The sequence below is a fragment of the Gordonia sp. CPCC 205333 genome (assembly GCF_048537885.1).
Lineage (GTDB): Bacteria > Actinomycetota > Actinomycetes > Mycobacteriales > Mycobacteriaceae > Gordonia.
On record NZ_JBCLVI010000005.1, the window covers coordinates 579,427 to 597,125 of the forward strand.

At 62.5% G+C, this 17,699-nt stretch carries 16 protein-coding genes; 4 read left to right on the forward strand and 12 right to left on the reverse strand.

Annotation, left to right across the window (positions count from 1 at the left end):
* Window positions 1-137 precede the first annotated feature (137 nt).
* From AAFP29_RS20635 to AAFP29_RS20655, 5 genes are all read right to left on the reverse strand, one after another.
* Window positions 138-1,430, reverse strand: a complete 1,293-nt coding sequence (locus AAFP29_RS20635; RefSeq protein WP_419219423.1) for a hypothetical protein — start codon at window positions 1,428-1,430, stop codon at window positions 138-140.
* 52 nt (window positions 1,431-1,482) lie between these two features.
* Complete coding sequence (locus AAFP29_RS20640) at window positions 1,483-2,691, reverse strand: acyl-CoA dehydrogenase family protein (RefSeq protein WP_419219280.1); 1,209 nt, start codon at window positions 2,689-2,691, stop codon at window positions 1,483-1,485.
* A 158-nt stretch (window positions 2,692-2,849) separates the two neighbouring features.
* Window positions 2,850-3,152, reverse strand: a complete 303-nt coding sequence (locus AAFP29_RS20645; RefSeq protein ID WP_419219281.1) for a YiaA/YiaB family inner membrane protein — start codon at window positions 3,150-3,152, stop codon at window positions 2,850-2,852.
* A 212-nt stretch (window positions 3,153-3,364) separates the two neighbouring features.
* Window positions 3,365-5,461, reverse strand: coding sequence for an ArnT family glycosyltransferase (locus AAFP29_RS20650; protein WP_419219282.1), 2,097 nt, complete (start codon window positions 5,459-5,461; stop codon window positions 3,365-3,367).
* A 13-nt stretch (window positions 5,462-5,474) separates the two neighbouring features.
* Window positions 5,475-6,740 (reverse strand): MFS transporter, encoded by a 1,266-nt coding sequence (locus AAFP29_RS20655; protein ID WP_419219283.1) that lies wholly within the window; start codon window positions 6,738-6,740, stop codon window positions 5,475-5,477.
* Window positions 6,741-6,829: 89 nt separating this feature from the next.
* Here AAFP29_RS20655 and AAFP29_RS20660 point away from each other — a divergent pair, with 89 nt between their 5' ends.
* A complete protein-coding gene (locus tag AAFP29_RS20660) occupies window positions 6,830-7,711 on the forward strand; it encodes a LysR family transcriptional regulator (RefSeq protein WP_419219284.1) in 882 nt (293 codons plus the stop codon).
* Here the strand turns inward: AAFP29_RS20660 and AAFP29_RS20665 are convergent.
* The 3 genes from AAFP29_RS20665 to AAFP29_RS20675 all read right to left on the reverse strand — a co-directional run bounded on the left by AAFP29_RS20665 (window position 7,708) and on the right by AAFP29_RS20675 (window position 10,022).
* Window positions 7,708-8,076, reverse strand: coding sequence for a hypothetical protein (locus AAFP29_RS20665; RefSeq protein ID WP_419219285.1), 369 nt, complete (start codon window positions 8,074-8,076; stop codon window positions 7,708-7,710). The genes AAFP29_RS20660 and AAFP29_RS20665 overlap by 4 nt on opposite strands.
* Before the next feature lie 77 nt (window positions 8,077-8,153).
* Window positions 8,154-9,491: a dihydrolipoyl dehydrogenase family protein gene (locus AAFP29_RS20670; protein ID WP_419219286.1), complete on the reverse strand. Its 1,338-nt coding sequence runs from the start codon at window positions 9,489-9,491 to the stop codon at window positions 8,154-8,156.
* 60 nt (window positions 9,492-9,551) lie between these two features.
* Window positions 9,552-10,022 (reverse strand): GNAT family N-acetyltransferase, encoded by a 471-nt coding sequence (locus tag AAFP29_RS20675; protein ID WP_419219287.1) that lies wholly within the window; start codon window positions 10,020-10,022, stop codon window positions 9,552-9,554.
* 274 nt (window positions 10,023-10,296) lie between these two features.
* Here AAFP29_RS20675 and AAFP29_RS20680 point away from each other — a divergent pair, with 274 nt between their 5' ends.
* Window positions 10,297-10,581 (forward strand): SelT/SelW/SelH family protein, encoded by a 285-nt coding sequence (locus AAFP29_RS20680; protein ID WP_419219288.1) that lies wholly within the window; start codon window positions 10,297-10,299, stop codon window positions 10,579-10,581.
* Between the two features lie 28 nt (window positions 10,582-10,609).
* Here the strand turns inward: AAFP29_RS20680 and AAFP29_RS20685 are convergent, their stop codons facing one another.
* Complete coding sequence (locus tag AAFP29_RS20685; protein ID WP_419219289.1) at window positions 10,610-11,668, reverse strand: oxygenase MpaB family protein; 1,059 nt, start codon at window positions 11,666-11,668, stop codon at window positions 10,610-10,612.
* A gap of 110 nt (window positions 11,669-11,778) precedes the next feature.
* Here AAFP29_RS20685 and AAFP29_RS20690 point away from each other — a divergent pair, with 110 nt between their 5' ends.
* A complete protein-coding gene (locus AAFP29_RS20690; protein ID WP_419219290.1) occupies window positions 11,779-12,366 on the forward strand; it encodes a TetR/AcrR family transcriptional regulator in 588 nt (195 codons plus the stop codon).
* A 252-nt stretch (window positions 12,367-12,618) separates the two neighbouring features.
* Here the strand turns inward: AAFP29_RS20690 and ctaD are convergent, their stop codons facing one another.
* A complete protein-coding gene (ctaD, locus tag AAFP29_RS20695; protein ID WP_419219424.1) occupies window positions 12,619-14,289 on the reverse strand; it encodes a cytochrome c oxidase subunit I in 1,671 nt (556 codons plus the stop codon).
* A gap of 295 nt (window positions 14,290-14,584) precedes the next feature.
* Window positions 14,585-15,409, reverse strand: a complete 825-nt coding sequence (locus tag AAFP29_RS20700) for a hypothetical protein (RefSeq protein WP_419219291.1) — start codon at window positions 15,407-15,409, stop codon at window positions 14,585-14,587.
* 95 nt (window positions 15,410-15,504) lie between these two features.
* On the opposite strand from AAFP29_RS20700, the gene AAFP29_RS20705 reads away from it, so the two are divergent.
* Window positions 15,505-15,864, forward strand: coding sequence for an HNH endonuclease (locus tag AAFP29_RS20705; RefSeq protein ID WP_419219293.1), 360 nt, complete (start codon window positions 15,505-15,507; stop codon window positions 15,862-15,864).
* Between the two features lie 58 nt (window positions 15,865-15,922).
* Here AAFP29_RS20705 and AAFP29_RS20710 read toward each other — a convergent pair whose 3' ends face one another.
* Complete coding sequence (locus AAFP29_RS20710) at window positions 15,923-17,692, reverse strand: GNAT family N-acetyltransferase (RefSeq protein ID WP_419219294.1); 1,770 nt, start codon at window positions 17,690-17,692, stop codon at window positions 15,923-15,925.
* Window positions 17,693-17,699: the final 7 nt, after the last annotated feature.

Here is a 17,699-nt window from a genome sequence, read left to right on the forward strand (position 1 = left end):
CGAGGGAACATGCCCCTCGCACGACGCCAGGCGACAGAGTTCAGCCCGGATGAAACCTGCGCGCTGAGCGCCGGCCAGGGAACATCACCCCGCACGACGCCACGCCACAGAGTTCAGCGACGCCACGCTGACCAGAGTCAGGCATCAAACGCCTCACCGCCACAATGTGATTCGAGCTTCCGGAGGTAGCCTTCGACGTCGGGCAGCACTATCCGGCTCGTCGTCACCGAAATCGCCACCGCACCACCTATCCCGTGCACCCCGTGCGTCAGTCCTTGCATCGTCGATATCGCCGGGAACCCGGTGGTGAAGCGAACTGCGCCATCGCCGAGCCGCAAATCGGCATCACCTCGGTTCACCGACGACACCACGGTATTGCCGGTGACCGTGGGCGATCTGACCGTCGGATCGAAAGCTCTTGCGCCCCAGTGCATCAACAGCGCCGGAGTCGACGCAGCGGCTGCCCGAGAAGCTACCTTGGCGGGACTCCGGTCGCGCCGACGCGCGTCGTCGATACTCGCGGCGACGGCCGCTGCTCGCCGGTTCAGATCGGTGATACTCGGATGGGCGTCGACCGCGGCGTTGTAAAAATTGTTACGCGCCAAGCTCGGACCGTCGCGGGCGATCGTCAACTCAACTGAGAACGGCTGTTCCGCACCGAGTATTTCCGCGTCTACCAGCGCTCGCGACATCGCGATAATCGCGCCGACGGTAATACTGTGCGTTCCGATTCGCAGCGCCCGCGCGGTGGTCACGATGACGTGCAACTGGCGGTCATTTCCCGGCGACGCGTTGAGCGGACCGGCCTCGGACGACGGACTGCCAGCGGGCTCGCGCTTGCTTAGCTCGTATGCACGACGTCCGCCGGTCACCAGGTCCGCGAGTTGCGAGGGGAGCCGCAACAATCCACCGACCGGTGCGGACACGATGCCGATCGGGCGCTCTCGGTCAGTACTACTCGACGGCGGCAACTCGGCGACGCCGAACAGCTGCCGCGCCAGCGCCGTAGACCTCGTGCCGTCAGCCAACGCGTGCGAAATCTGCAGTACGGCAACCGAACCCGGCCCTCGACCGTCGGGTGCACCGTCAACGTCGGGGTAGAGGTGTACGCGCCACGCCGCCTGCCGCGGATCGAGCTGGTCACCGATCAGTCCAGCGACGTCATCAAGGCACTGACGCCAATTCAGCCGCTGCTCTCGCCTGCCGAACTGGTCACGACGTGCGCGAGCACGATCCCAGTACGGGTAGTCGAAGTCGGCAAAGGTCTCGCGCACAACGAGATTAAGGTCGTCGATGCGATCGGCCCGCAGTAAGAGCTCGGAAACCACATCATCGACGTCGACGCCGATGGGGTCGAAGACGAACAGCAGGAATTGATCACTGCGTGTCTTGCGCGCCAGCCAGTAGGCTTGCGCGTCGTCGGGCATCATGCGGACCACGACGCCACCTTAACCGCGCCGGTCGCCGACGCCGCGACTGGTGTCAGTCGGCTGCCGGTCGCGCCCCCGCACTCCAGGCATAGGGCAGATCCGCGCCGTTGAGGATTCGGTTTCCGACCGACTGCAGTTTGTAGATCAGCGGATTATGCACCGAGATGGTGCGAGCGTTACGCCAGTGTCGATCCAGACGCAGCCGCTCGGAGGTGATCGACGCCCCGCCGACTTCGAACAGACCAGTGGTCGCATCGAGGACTGTCGGAATCACCGCGGCTTGTGCGCGGGCGACGTCGAACTCGGCGGCATCGAGCAAGTCCGCATCGGTCGCCCCTTGATCCAGGACGGCATCGAGGGTGTCGGCGACGTCGAAGACCGCGGCGCGAGCACTGAATGCGGCCGACGACAGCCGACCAATCACCTGCTGTACCAACGGATCTTCGCGAGGCAGGTCGGCGACCGCGTGGGTGTAGGTGCGCGTGCGATCACGTACCCACGCGGCGGTGTCATCGGTGGCCCGTTGGGCAATACCGGCGAGCACCGCCAACTGGACCAGTTGCAGGTAGGAAGTGCCGTAGGTACGTCCGGCTCCACCGTAGCCAGGGCCGAGTAGCCGGTCACCCGAGACTGCGACGTTGGCGAATTCAGTTGTGCCACTTGCGGTAAGGCGTTGCCCGAAGCCGTCCCAATCGTCATGCTGGGCGACACCTTCGGCGTCCGCGTCGACCAGGACGCCGACACGCTCCCCGTCGCGGTCGCCCGCGATCAAGATGTAGTCGGAGTACAAACTGCCGGTGCTGTAGTACTTGGTGCCGTTGACGACAAGCTTGTCGTCGGGTCCGGTGACTGTCGTGCGATAGCGGTCGACGGCACCGACTCCCGGCTCAGTGATCGCGTTGCCGACCAACTTGCCCTCTGCAACCTCGGTCAACCACCGGGTGCGGGCAGGCGAATCCTCGGCGAGCAGTTGATCCTCCACAAACGACCAGTGAACCCGAAGTGCCTGCGGCAGATTGGATTCCGCAGTCGCGAGCTTGACCAATTGTCGGAACAACTGACGGACGCTCGCACCATATCCACCGAATTCCACCGGCACCCGCAACGCCCCGAACTTCGCTTCTCGCAACCAGCCGACCTCGTCATAAGCGAGTCGACGATCGACCTCGCGCGCTACCGCGCCCTCAGCGATGCGCGCGTAGATCGGATCGAAGATCTCATCGAGCTGGACGTCGGTGTAGGTGGCGGTCGAGGTGGTCATCGAAACTCTGCTTTCGTCACGGGGACTTGATCGCCGATCAGTGTTTCGCGCACGGGCAGGTGCGACCACAGTTGCACTCCCGATGAATCCAACCCCCGCACCACGCCAAACAACCGCCCCGGATTAAGTATCCCGGGGCGGTTGCTATTCGGAGCCGACTAGGCGGCGTTGGTTTTGTTCGGAACGTAGGGGTCGTGATCGGCGATCAGTCGTTCGACTCTCGCTTCGTCGATCCGCGCCATCACTTGCGCTTGTTCCTGGCGGTCGCGAACCACCTTGGACAAGGTGAATGTGCTTGATGTCAGGAACAGGATTGTGATTCCGATGAAGCCTCGTTGCCAAGGGTCCATCGGGAGGTAGAGCATTCCGACGATCGCTGCGGCCAGACTCGCGCCGAATGCGATCACCGACTGAATGAAGAAGGCGGCCGTGGTGGACTGGGGGATCGTTCGGGTATCCATGTGCATCAGCATCGCTCGCGGCCGGTGCGAGCGGCTGCGTAGTGCTACTCAATTGCTACGGGCAGTTCCGCTCACGTAGCCGACCTCGCAGCTCAATTCTGCACCAGCAGGTTGGTCGAGGGCCATATTCCCCCACTGACCCTGGACGAACAGTTTCGAGCACAAACGGCCCGGGAGCAAGCACTCCCGGGCCGTTCATTGGGCACCGACGCCTAGCTGGCGGTCAACTTGTACACCGTGGTCCCACCGACAGTGGTCGCGGTGAAATTCTGCTGCACCCAGGCGGAGATCTCGCTGGATCGCTGCGGACCGCCGCCCCCACCTGCGATGTAGTACGAGATCTTCCCCTGTGCGACAAGCTGTTTGAACTGGGTCAGGGTGGGCGATGGATCTCCGGTGAAGCCGCCGATCGCCATCACGGCCTTACCCGAATTCAGTTGCAGTGGCGCCGCCGATTGAGCGCCCTCGGTCGCCGCCGCCCAGGTGGTACCCGTCGACTTCAGTAGCGACACGACGGCAGCGTTACTCGATCCTCCACCGGGTCCGCCCGTGCCGCCGCGGGTGCCGCGGGTCGAGGTCCGCGTCGAGTCATCGGACGTACTTCCCTGTGTACCTGACTGTCCACGCTGTCCACCGGGTCCGCCCTGCCCCGCCTGGTTGCCACCCGTGGGGACGCCCGACGGCGCGCCTTGGCTTCCACCTTGACCACCGGGGACGCCCTGTCCACCAGGACCACCCTGACCGCCACCAAAGCCGGCCGAGCCCTTCGACGTGACCACTGCGGTCGGAATCGAACCGGTATGTGTCGTATTGGCCGTCGCGACGCCGAAGGCCGCGGTCGCAGCACCACCGGCGATCAATAGCGCCGCCGCCAGAGCCGCGGCCTGCTTACCGCTCCAACGTCTTCCGACGACCAGCAAACCGATCGCGATCACCACGAGGGCGCCCAGGACCCACCCGAGCACCGGCCAACCGAACCCGGCACGGTAGGCGCGGATCGCACCCCAACCGGCGGCGGCAATCACTAGAGCGGCGAGAAAGACTGTGCCATACCAGGATTGGCGACTTCGCCATCCGACGATCGCTCCGATTCCGACAACTGCGGCGATCGCCGGCGCCAGTGCCACGGTGTAATACGGGTGCACGGTTCCGCTCATGTACGCGAATACGACACCGGTGATCACCAGCCACGTGCCAAAGACGGTGAGTCCCAAGGCGATATCCCGATCGAGCCGCCGCCGGACCGCGAGGGCGATCCCAACCACGAGCACCAATAGGGCCGCAGGCAGCAACCAGGAGATCTCATTGCCCATCTCATTGCTGAACAAACGGTCCAGTCCGGTGCTTCCGCCGAATGACGAACCGGCCGCACCGCTCCCGCCGGGGCCACCCTGACCGCCTCCGCCGCCTGACCCGGACCGGCCGAGGATTCGGGCCATACCGTTGTAACCGAGTACCAGATCCATGAAGGAGTTATCCGTCGATCCGCCGATATAGGGCCGCGAGGCAGCCGGCCACAACTCGACGAGCAGCACATACCAGCCGGCCGAAACCACAAGGGACACAGTCGCTATCGCCAGATCCCGAATACGTCGCAACCAGCTCGTCTGCGCGAAAAGCAAATATGCCAACCCAAAGCCCGGCAGTACCAGCAATCCCTGCAACATCTTGGTGAGGAAGGCGAAACCCAACGCGACACCACATAATGCCAGCCAGCGCCACGACGACGCCTGGCAGGCTCGAACAACGCAGTACGCCGCCGCGGTCATCAACAAGACCAGGAGCGCGTCGGGGTTGTTGAATCGGAAGATCAGCACGGCGGCCGGCGTCAGTGCGAGCACCGCGCCGGCGATCAATGCGCCCGCGGTCGCGGTCTGGGCCGTACCCGACCGGAGCAGGACGCGACGCACGGCTCCGTACACCAGCGCGACCGACAGAACACCCATGATCGCCTGCGGAACCAGCACCGACCAGGACGACAATCCAAAGATCCGCACCGAGAGGCCCGAAATCCAGGTCGCCGCCGGCGGCTTGTCGACGGTGATCGAGTTGGCCGGATCGAGCGAGCCGAAGAGCAGCGCCTTCCAACTCACCCCACCCGACTGAGACGCAGCAGCGTAGAAGTCGTTGCCCCAACCGTTACGAGACAGGTTCCAGCAATACAGCACCGCGGTAGCGGTCAGGAGGGCGAACAGGGCCCAGTGCCGCGGATGCGGACGCCATCGCCTAGGCCGGAGACTGGGCTCCGACGGGGCGGCGGCGTGGCGGCCAGCGGTCGGCTGCGCGGATCGCGTCATCAAAGTGGTCATGGCGTAAACAGTGTCAGCGCCCGCTGGATACCCCGTGCCACGAGTCTGGGAAGTTGCTGTGCGACTTCATCGAATGCGAACCAGTACTGCGGGTCAGCACTGCCGCCAGCATCGCGGCAATGATCAGCAATGCGCCGACGTAGCCGACGATGCCCGCCCAACCAGCTCCCGCGTACGCCCATCCGCCGCACGCACCGACGATCGACGACCCCAGGTAGTAGCCCAGCAGGTACAACGACGACGCCTGCGCCCGGTGCTTGTCGACTCGCGCTCCGACCCAACTGCTGGCGACCGAATGCGCGCCGAAGAAGGCCGCAGTGAACACCATCGTGCCGACGATGATGGCCGCCACCTTGTCGGGCAGGCCGATCAACAATCCGGCGCCCATCAAGATCAGACACGCCCACAATACCCGCGGGCGCCCGAATCGCTCGGTCAGTCGCCCCGAGAGGGCCGACGAGACGGTCCCCGCCAGATACAGCAGGAAGACCAGACCCACCAGTGCCGACGGCCACCCGAAAGGCGCTGCGAGTAGCCGGTAACCGAGGAAGTTGTAGACGGTGACAAACCCACCCATCAACACGAACGCGAGCCCAACTAACGCCACCAATACCCGATCCGCCAACAGCCCGCGCATCTGCCGGACCGTCGCAATCGGCGAAACAGCTTTAGGGACAAAGTGTTTCGACTCCGGAATGGTCCGGGTGAAAACAACCGCGCAGCCCAGCGCGACAACTGCCGCAGCCTCCAACGCCCATTGCCAGGTAGTCAGATCAACGACGACCGCCGGCACGATACGACCGAGTAAGCCGCCGAGAGTTGTTCCCGCGACATAGAGCCCCATCGCGTTACCCAATTGATTTCCCGACAGTTCCTCGGCCAGGTAAGCCATCGCAACCGCTGGCACACCAGCGCATAGCAGCCCTTGCAGAGCCCGCCCGGCGAGCAACACTTCGAAAGTGGGACTCCACGGCAGGACCAGCCCCAACAAGGTCGCCGCGAGCACTGAAACACACATGACGCGCACCCGACCGTATCGTTCGGACGCCACACTCGCCGGCACGATCGCGATGGCGAGCAGCGCCGTCGTCACCGAAACCGCCAGGGCCGACGACGCCGGCGACACTCCAAAATGCGACGAGAAGATCGGCAGTAGACCCTGGACGTAGTAGAGGGTGGCGAAGGTGGCCAGGCCAGCGGCGAATAGAGCCAGCGAGGCTCGCCGGTAGGTGGCCGCTTCGGTTAGACCAGGCTTGTCGAGGGAGATCATCTGGGACATCGCCGACTACATTGCCAGCGGGATCGTTCACAAGGAAATGAATCGTTTTAGACTTGCTTATAACTGTCACGCATAAGAAAGTTGCCACGATGACCGATGACTGGTTCGTCACGCTGGCCGAAACGCAGAATATGTCGGAGACCGCTCGACGCCTGCATATCGCCCAGCCGACGTTGTCCAGGATGCTCACCCGACTCGAACGCGAGGTCGGGGCGCCGCTATTCGATCGCCTCGGAAAGCGGCTCGCCCTCAATACCGCAGGCACCATCTACCTCGATCACCTACGTCGTGCGGTAGCCGAGATTACGATCGCCCGCAATCAAATCGCCGACCTGACCGATGCCAACCGAGAACCCATCCGCCTCGCCTTTCTGCACTCTTTCGGCGTATGGCTGGTGCCCACCCTGATCCGCGACTACCGACGCCAATACGGGCCGATCGACTTCACTTTGAGTCAGGGACCGGCGGAGGCCATCGCGGACCAAGTGCGGACCGGCGACGCCGACTTCGCGATCACTTCTCCCCGACCGCGATCCGACGAGATCGCCTTCACCCTCATACTTCGCCAGCATCTGGCCCTGGCAGTCCCCGATTCACACGCGCTGACCGTCCGAGACCGAGTCTCGCTCGCCGACGCTGCCAACGAGTCGTTCATAGCGATGGAGCCTGGATTCGGGATGCGAAGGATTCTCGACGAATTGTGTGCCGCAGCCGATATCCGTCCGCATATCACCTTCGAGTCCACCGAATTGTGGACCGTTGCCGGCCTCGTCGCGGCTGGCCTCGGGGTGGCGGTCATGCCGATCGAAGACACTCCACAATTGCCGGCCGGTATGACCATGATTCCGCTTGATGACCCGCAGAACACTCGCGAAGTTGGTCTTATCTGGGCGCGGAATCGATCAATGTCATTGTCGACGAATAGGTTTCGAGACCACGTTCGACAGTGGGCGCGGACTCGCCGGACCTAGGACTCGAGCGCGCTCACCGCGATGCCGTAAGGAAGGAACCGCACTTTCCGGCCGGTGTCGGTGTTGTGCTGATGAGCGCGCAGTGCGTCGAGTTCCGAGGCGAACACCTGTTCCACGCGAGCGCCTCCGTCGTTGTCGATGACGAAGACCGCCCACACGCCGGACCCAGTTTCACCGGTCGTCTCGGGTTGCGGCGTTGGCCGGGGACGGCGTTTGGCGTCGTCGAACATCGACATCCACGCATCACGCCCACCCTGGCTGACCACAAATTTGCCCAGCATCGCACGCAGATTCTCCCCAGCCTCGCGGGCGAACTCGTCGAATTCACCGGGGCCGAAGCCGAACGGTTTATCACTATCTGCCATGACCTGCTCCTTTGCAGTATCTAAATCCACTGGTTACCAGTGTCCACCGCATGGGCCAGGTTAGCCACCAGCCTTCGTCACTTCCCCGCGTCAACCTGCTGGCGCAACGCCTTGAGCGCCCCGACGAAGATCTCCGCGAATGTCGGGAACGGCTGGATAGTGTCGGTCAAAATGTCGAGCGGGATACGCGCCCGAACGGCAACGGTCGCCTGCTGCAGCCACTCGCCGGCTTCGGGCCCGACGGCATAGGCGCCGACCAACTTCTCACCATCACTGAGCAAGGTCAGGAAGCCGACGGCGTCGGCGTAGTTGCGGGTATACGTTGCCATCTTGGCGACCGAATTGATCGGCACGGTCGCCGCAAATTCCGCCTGTGTTGCACCGACGGCCGCTGCCTGCGGATCGGTGTAGACCACCCGCGGCACGGCGCTATAGTCGGCTTCGCGTTGGCGCCCAAGGATATTCGACGCCACCACTTCTCCCTGATATTTACCGACGTGAGTCAGCAGCCACTGCCCAGTGACATCTCCGACCGCCCACAGGCCATCGGCAACGTTGCCCCGGGCGTCTGTGGCGATCCCTCGACGGTCGGCGTCGATACCAACACTCGCCAGGCCAATGTCGTCGACACGCAACCGTCGGCCGGTCGCGACCAGGAGTTTGTCGCCGTGCAGTTCCCGACCGTCGTCGAGGACAAGAACAAAGTTGTCGCCGTCGCGGTGAGCGGCCGTCGCGCGGGCACCGAATACCAGCTCGATTCCGTCGCGGGACAATGCCTCACCTAGCGCGCGGCCGACCGATTCGGGCTCCCGTGGGAGCAGATGATCACCGGAGCCGACGATGGTGACCGATCCACCGAGTCGATGAACAGCCTGAGCCATTTCGACGCCCACCGCGCCGCCGCCGAGCACGAGGAGGTGGTCGGGCACCGCTGTCATCGAGGTGGCCTCCCGGTTGGTCCATACACCGTCGAGACCGGCCAGTCCGTCCACCGGCGGGATCAGTGGATCCGAACCGGTAGCGATGACGATATCGGTTGCCGTGTAACGCTTTCCGTCGACGGCGATCGCCCCCGGACCGTCGAGCCGGCCGTGGCCGCGCAGCAGTGCGACTCCCTTGTCGGTGAGCCATTGCGCCGCGCCCGCATCGTTATGGTCGGACACCATGTAATCGCGCCAGGCGAATGCTGCATCGACGTCGAGATCCGCGGTCGCCAACGCCTCGCGCGCCTCGTGCACAGCTTCTCCCGGACGCAGCAACGTCTTGGACGGAATGCATGCGTAATAGGAGCATTCGCCGCCGACGAGCCGCTTTTCGACCACCGCGATCTTCAGTCCCGCGTCGACCAATTCGCCGACGCAGTGCTCGCCCGGCGCGCCACCACCCAACACGATTACATCGAAATCCACTGACATTTCACGCCTTTCGTTGTTGCGGGCATAGATTGGCTCTGCACCGAGCGCCGCGGACCATCCTTATTGTTGTGCACCAGAACCTCCGAATTTCATATGCAGCAACGGATACGGAAGCCCATCGGCATCGACTCGACTGCGTCCAACGCGGATAAACCCCTTCGATTGATAGAACTGGACTGCGGCGTCATTCTGCTCGTTGACATCGAGGGTTAGCGCGGGCGAGTGTGCCAACGCGGCTTCGAGGAGGATAGTTCCGACGCCACGACCGCGAAAATCATTGTCGACAAACAACATTTCCAGGCCGTCATCGCCAACTCCGGAGAATCCGGCCACAGCGCCCTCAACTTCGGCGACCGTTAGCTCGACGTTGGGCAGGTAGTCGGTGGGCAACTTGGCCTCGATCTGATCGAGGTGTTCGGCGTTTACGAACTGGTGTGTCGCGTCGACTGCGCTGCGCCAGATGCGAACCAACGCCGGATATTCAGCGGGTCCCGACGTCGACCGCAACCACACCGAGACTGCGCTGCCCACTTATATCTCCTGCCCAACAACCGATCTCAACGATTCGACAGCGTCAGGCGAATCGCCGAAGTCTACAGTCGGGTTGGCGAGCCACCACGTCCAGAGCGGCCGCGAGTCGGCGGCAGTCCAATCCGGACACGTCGGACAGCGACCATCGGGGTCGACGCCAGACGCCACGACGGCGAGCCGTGGCGATTGCGTGGAGAGGACCGCCGGCCGATGCATGTCTCCATCGTCGCACGTCGAGGTGCCGGAATCGCCCACGTCTGGCAGGGTTATCCCGATGAGCGGTCCGCAGATCTCAATTACCTACTGCACACAATGCAATTGGCTCCTGCGCGCGACGTGGATGGCATCGGAATTGCTCAGCACATTCGGCACAGAACTCGGATCGGTCATCCTGGTGCCAGGTACCGGGGGTGTGTTCTTCATCGAGGTCGATGGTCAACGGATATGGGAACGCAAGCGCGACGGCGGCTTTCCTGATGCCGCAGCTCTCAAGCGACTGGTGCGCGACCAGGCACTACCCGAGTGGAATCTCGGCCACGGGGACCGAGCGAATAGCTGACCTTCGGCATCGAAAATTATCTGGACAACTAGGAGAATGCCGCTTCTACCTCGTCACGACCGAGCGCCGGATCGGTGCCGAGAACGTAGGTCGGTTCGGTATGCGGGACCGTCGTGCCACCCGCGACCCGGCGTCGAGCAGCGGCGAACTCGGGTGCCTCCCCCATGCTGAGGTGCAGTCCGTTGATCGCCGACCACACCGCGCCACGCCGCGCACGGCGCTCGATGAGATTGGGCGCCTTGTGCATCACCAACTGCGCGGCCCAGGACGGCATCGTGTCGCGGATCGCCCAATCCACCGCCGCCTGAGCTGGATTGGTCACATTGGCGCCGGTCGCCATCGCACTGCCATAGGTGAGTCCGAGTTTCGGCAGGTACTCCTGCAGGCAGGTCAAGGTATCGGCTTTGGTCGCGGGCAGATCGGTCCCACCCAATGCCTGCCCCACTCTGACGAATTCCGCGTAATATTCGTCAAGCTCATTGCCGCGCAACGGATTCGGATGGTAGATCTCGTGAGCGGTCGCGATTCCCCATACGACGGTCGCATAGTTCCAGCGCAACCAGTCGGGATCGTCAGCATCGTAGGGAAGTCCGTCCGGCCGAACGCCTTTGATGGTGTGGTGCATCGCGCGCACAGTACGTGCGAGTCGTTCGGCGGTCTCGGTTGATCCGTAGGCGGTACCGATGAAGAACGCCAGGGAATGACCAAGACGAATATTCGCTCCCTCGGGATCAATCCGAGCCGTGAGCCCTTTGCCGGACGGCTTGACCAGGCGGGAGTGATGCATCCCCATCCAGTAGATACTCGGATCGAGGCGTTCGAGATAAGCCGCACACTGCAGGCCGAAGATGAGGGCCGGAGTGTGCGAATGCACATGCCAGGTGCGGCTGCCCGGACCGAACCACCCCGGATCCCCGTCGGGCTCTTCGAAGTCCATCCCACGAAAGAATTTCGCTTTGACGTTCTCGTCGAAGCGATCGTTGAGCCATTTGCCGATGTACTGATGCGGCAAAGTGATCGGCAACCGGTTGACCGCACTCAATCGCGGCACATCCGGCAATTTCACAGACGGCAGAGACACCAGCATCGGCCTTCCTCCCCAATTAATTTGGTAACGGTTGTACCCAGAATACATTCTGGGTACGCACGTGACCAGACTTTGCCTATTTTTTCCTTCACGCGACGTATGCTGGTGTGATGTCCAGCCCCACGCGATGGGCGGGCGTTCCGCTTGCGGACCGTCGCGCCGAACGAAAATCACAGCTGGTCACAGCCGGATTCGAGATCTTCGGCACTCAGGGCGAAGCGGGGTTGTCAGTCCGATCGGTCTGTCGCGCTTGTGATTTCAATACGCGCTACTTCTACGAGAGCTTCGCGGACACCAACGAGTTGCTTGGTGCGATCTACGACCAGGTCGCCCTCGACATGTCCGCCGCCATCGAGGCGGAGTTGACCGTCGCCGACGATTCGGTCGCAGCCCGCGCCCGCGCCGGGATTCGCGCCGTGCTGGGCTTTGGCTCCGCCGACCCCAAGCGGGGCCGAGTGCTATTCACCGACGCGCGCGCGAATCCGGTCCTGATAGCTCGACGCGCCGCAGCCCAAGACCTGTTGCTGGAGTTGACCCTCGCCGAGGACCGCGGTGATGCCGACCCGATCGGCAATCGGGTTCGCGCGGCAATGTTCACCGGCGCGATGGCCGAACTCGCTCAACAATGGCTGACTGGACACCTCGGCAACAATCTCGACGCAGTGGTGAACAGCGCGGTGTCGTCCTTGATCCGGTAGGCGCGTCGATTCTTAAACCCTAATGAGCGGGGTCTCGCGCGCCGCACGTGACAGCACACGGCCATCACGTCGCCCACCATGGACGCGCGCGTCGCGGCAACTAGCTGCCAGGCAGGCAAATCCACCGTCAACCAGACGACGTCATCCAGACGATAAGGACAGCGACCGCCATCACCTCAACCAGGCGACCCAACAACCCAATCGACTTCGCCGTCACGGATGTGGAAAGGTTCCGCTCTCGGCAAATGTCGGTCATGGCGTGTGGTCCGAGCCGACATGTGCCTCGGCACGCATACGTTCCACCATGTGCGGGTAGTGCAATTCGAATGCGGGGCGTTCGGACCGGATCCGCGGCAGTTCGGTGAAGTTGTGACGCGGCGGCGGACAACTGGTCGCCCACTCTAGTGAGTTTCCAAACCCCCACGGGTCATCGACGGTGACTACTTCGCCGAACCGATAGCTGCGAACGACATTCCAGAAGAAGAACAGCGTGGACACCCCGAGAATCGCCGAACCAGCTGTTGAAATCATATTCAGCACCGTGAAACCGTCAGACGGAAGATAGTCCGCATAGCGACGCGGCATCCCCTCGTTTCCCAGCCAATGTTGGACGAGGAACGTCGCGTGGAAGCCTATGAACGTGAGCCAGAAATGAATCTTTCCGAGTCGCTCATCTAACATCCGTCCGGTCATCTTGGGAAACCAGAAGTAGATGCCACCATACGCGGCGAAGACGATCGCTCCGAACAGGGTGTAGTGAAAATGCGCGACAACGAAATACGAATCGGACAGATGAAAGTCCAACGGAGGGCTTGCGAGAAGAACGCCGGTCAGACCACCGAACAGGAAGGTCACGATGAACCCGACTGAAAACAGCATAGGAGTCTCGAAGGTCATATGCCCTTTCCACATCGTGCCGATCCAGTTGAAGAATTTCACGCCGGTCGGTACCGCGATCAGGAAAGTCATGAAAGAGAAGAAGGGCAATAGAACGGCGCCAGTTACATACATATGATGGGCCCACACAGCCACTGACAGGGCAGCGATCGACACCGTCGCGTAGACGAGACCTGAATAGCCGAAGATAGGTTTGCGACTGAATACCGGAAATATTTCCGAGACGATCCCGAAGAACGGCAATGCCAGCACGTATACCTCGGGATGACCGAAGAACCAGAACAGGTGTTGCCACAGCATCGCTCCACCGTTCGCCGGGTCGAACAAGTGCGCACCGAAGCGGCGATCCACCTCCATGCCGATTACCGCAGCGGAGAGAAGCGGGAAGATCAGCAGCACCAAGATGCTGGTGATGACGATATTCCACGTGAAGATCGGCATACGGAACATCGTCATTCCCGGAGCGCGCAGACAAAAGACCGTCGTGATGAAGTTGACCGAGGCGAGAATACTTCCCAGGCCGCCGACGGCCACTCCCATGAACCACAGATCGCCGCCCACACCGGGAGAATGAACCGCATCCGATAGCGGCGTGTAAGCGGTCCAGCCAAAGTCGGCTGCACCGCCGGGTGTCGCGAACCCGGCAGCGACCACCAATCCGCCGAATAGGAACAGCCAGAATCCCAACGCGTTAAGGCGTGGGAACGCGACATCCGGCGCGCCGATTTGAATCGGCAACAGGTAATTGGCCAGACCGAATGCCAATGGCATCGCATAGAGCAGGAGCATGATGCTCCCGTGAATGGTGAATGCTTGATTGAATTGCTCGGTGGACAAGAACTGCAGTCCCGGATGCGCGAGTTCGGCTCGCATCAGCAACGCCAATAATCCACCGATCACAAAGAAGACGAAGGCGGAGACTATGTACATGACGCCGATCAACTTGTGATCGGTGGTCGTAATGAGCCGGTAGAGCAATGTGCCTTTCAGGCCGGCGCGCGCCGGATACGGACGACTCGCGACCAGCCATTCTTTTGCACCACTCTCCGCTGGGCTGCTTGCGACCACCGAACATCCTTCCCACAGAACACAACTTGCGTTTCACAAGAACGTTTCCACGACGAGGTCCGGCCCAGCAGTGCCAAAGGTCCTGTCCTTCTCGGGTACTCAGGTCTTCCCTATGGCTGGTCGAGTGGGGCCCCGACGATGAACGAGACGCCCCGCATCGAGACCAGAATCGGTTGAACTCGTTGGCCGGCAGCATATTTGGCCGCGCGGATTAAGTATTGCCGGGAGTCTTCAGTCGCGCAGACTCGTGCATTCACTGACGCGTTCGCAACGGGGATCGCCGGATGTCGACGAGCCGCTCGCGCTCCTCTTCGGTCGCAAGGCAGTCGTCGAGTGCCACCAACGTCAGTAATTGAATGGGTTGGCCAGAGCGCGCCGCGGCTTCCATTTTGTGATGGCCGTCAAGCAGGAAATGGGTGAGCGCCCAGTGGCGGTGGTAGTCGGTCGCCATTGTGCTCGTGGCAGGTGCGCAGACATCCAATATCGCTACCGCCACCGCGGTCGGCACCACCCCCTTCGCCAGCAACTCCACGTACTCTTCCACTCGCGCCGATTCGTTCCACGCTGGCGGCACCATCGGCACGACGAACTCATACAAATGTGCGTCCTCGTCGACGACAGTCTGGAAAGTCCGGTAGTAGGGCGTAGCGGGATACTCCGGAAGACCCCAGAAGTTTCTAACTCCCCAGGTGGCCACCTGATCGATGCTGAAGTAATCGTCGGCGCCCAATGGCATGACGAGTTTCGGTTCGATCCTCAACAGGAGGGGCAGATATCTTCCCTTCCCCAACAATTCGCCATACGTGTGAACCACGGTCGGATCGATTGCGCTGGACTGCTCGGCAAGACGCTCACGAAGTTCGCTCTCGGAGAGAGTTCTATTCGCCCCCAACAGCCGCTGAAACACGAACTGGCAAGTGCCGCACCAGAAACTGAGTTCAAAGGCAGCCTCGCCGTCCAGGAAGAGCAGACGACGTCCGAGATACTGTCCGACTTTCGACGGCTCCGCGCCGAATCGCAGGGTCGCCTCCCCCTCCGGAACCCCGAGTACTACCGGATCGCCGACCTCAACAATCATCGGTTCAGTGTATGGCCACGGCCTGGTGCCGCGCGGGCACCGATGCGGGTGCGTTGCTCCCCGTTTCGGGTATCGACGCACGATACGCTCGGTCGATGCCGTCCAAGAGTCCCACTCGCGCCGCGCGATACGCCCGTCGCCGAAAGAAGCGGATGGCCGCCCAAGAGCACGACCTCACCGATGCCCACTGGTCGGCTTTGAAGACCCACTGGAATGGCTGCGCCTACTGCGGTTCGAAAGATACTGCGCTACAAAAGGATTGCATGCTGCCAATCTCACGTGGGGGTCGGTACACCCTGACCAATGTGGTCCCGGCGTGCGGATCCTGTAACGCGAGCAAATGCAACAGCGAGTTGACCACCTGGATGCGACGCAAGAAATTAGACGAACGAAAGTTCCTGGAGCGCCATGTCGTGATTAGGCGCGAGCTGGAAGTTGAATTCTCATCCCCGTGAAGTTGGCCGAAGGGCAATATGCCCTTCGATCATGTTCTCGGGGATGGAAATACCCGACTCACAGAGCGCGCTTCAATCCGACATGATTAGTCTCGTATCCCAGCCGCGTGTAGAACGCCCGGGCGCGGTCGCGCACCTCGTCGGTGGTCACCTGGACTAGCGTCGCCCCATGTGCCCGACCATGGTGGTGCGCCCACTCCAGCATTGCGGTACCCAATCCGGCCGACCGCTCTGAGGCCGCCACGCGCAGGCCCTCGATCTGCAATCGCGTCGCACCACCCCGCGACAACCCCGGGATGACTGTCAGCTGCATCGTCGCGACAATGTGGTCCGCCTCATTGCGTACGACCGCTAAGTAATGCGATGCGTCTCGCGCGACCACGTCGAACGCCGCTTCGTATGCGGTGTCGACACCACCTTCTCGGCCGCGACCGATCTCGTCATCGGACAGCAGCCCGACCACCTCGGGCACGTCGGCGCGCGCCGCGCGCTGAACACGGAAAGTACGATCTCCCAGTCGCAACAGCCCGCCGACAGACGCCCGCGCACCGGCTTGGAGCCGCGCCACGAGTGTGTCCAGCCACGCTCCGACGTTGCGCCTCGCCTCGGGGGTGTCGGGATAGCGACATCGAAGGTGTAGACCCGACTCATCGAGGATGAACCACAGCATCACTCCGTCGGTCTGGATCGCGGCGCTCACGTATTGAGCTTCCAGACTCGTCGCATCCACCCGTACCGGCAACCGACGCAAATCCAGCCAGGATATGGCGAACATCCCCGGGACTTCGGGCATCTCACCGTTCCACGGTGCCAACACATCCTTCAGCGGCCACGAACCAAGTCGCACAGCTTCTTTCACCGCCGCTGCGGAGGCCGCCGGGGCCGGGTCAGCTGATTCGAGCACCGAATTGGTAATGAACCAGCCAACCGAGTCGTGCCATTTCGCCTCATATCGACTGTGCACCGGAAAGACCGCGCGCAGTGGAGTTCCGGCCAGCTCCCGGGTGACCGCGGTCATCGCCGATACCGCGAGCGTGAGCGTCGAGACGCCGTCCTCTCGGGCCTGCGCCGAGAAGGCTGCGCTGTCGTCGACGTCGAAGACGTCGCGTACCTCCACCCGCTCAGGCTGGAGTTCGGGATTGCCCAGCGGCAGCGGGAATTTGGGCATAACTGAGCCGCTGTCGGTGAGGATCTCAGCCCATCGCCGACGCACATCATCCGGCGCGGTCGGACGGTCGAGCAGCGCGCGGGTGTGTTCGACGAACGGCGGAGCGGGAGTCAGCGACGGCTCCCGGCCCGCATGGACATCGGCAAGTGCCGCAAGGAGGTCGCGCGCGATCACCAACATCGACCACATGTCGACATGCGAGTGATCAGCCGCAACGACGACGGTAGGTCCCGCAGCGGTTTCTAGGACGCAGAGCCGGTGCGACGGTCGGCTGTACGGCGAGCAGGCGACGTCGAGAACGTCGCGCAACGCATCGTTGACTGCCTGTCCGGGGGCGATGTCGTGCTCGGTCCACTTCCCCGGCCGCACGTCGATCTGGTGTAGTTCCGGATTGCCGTCCGCACTCTGTGTGAAGGCCGTTCGCAGTGTCCCGTGCCTTGAAATCACCGCGAGCCACGCGGTGGCCAGCGCATCTCGCGACACCGGCTCCCGTAGCCGGAAAGACAACGCCATCCACGATCCGGGACGCTCGCCGGCACCGACGTGACGACGCTGATCGAACGAAACCGGCAGATCCCCACCTAGTTGGGATACCGTCACGTCATAACCCCACAACCGCCCGAACGGCAGGCGTAGGTGTCCAACGTTGGTGAGCCGCATGGCGGTA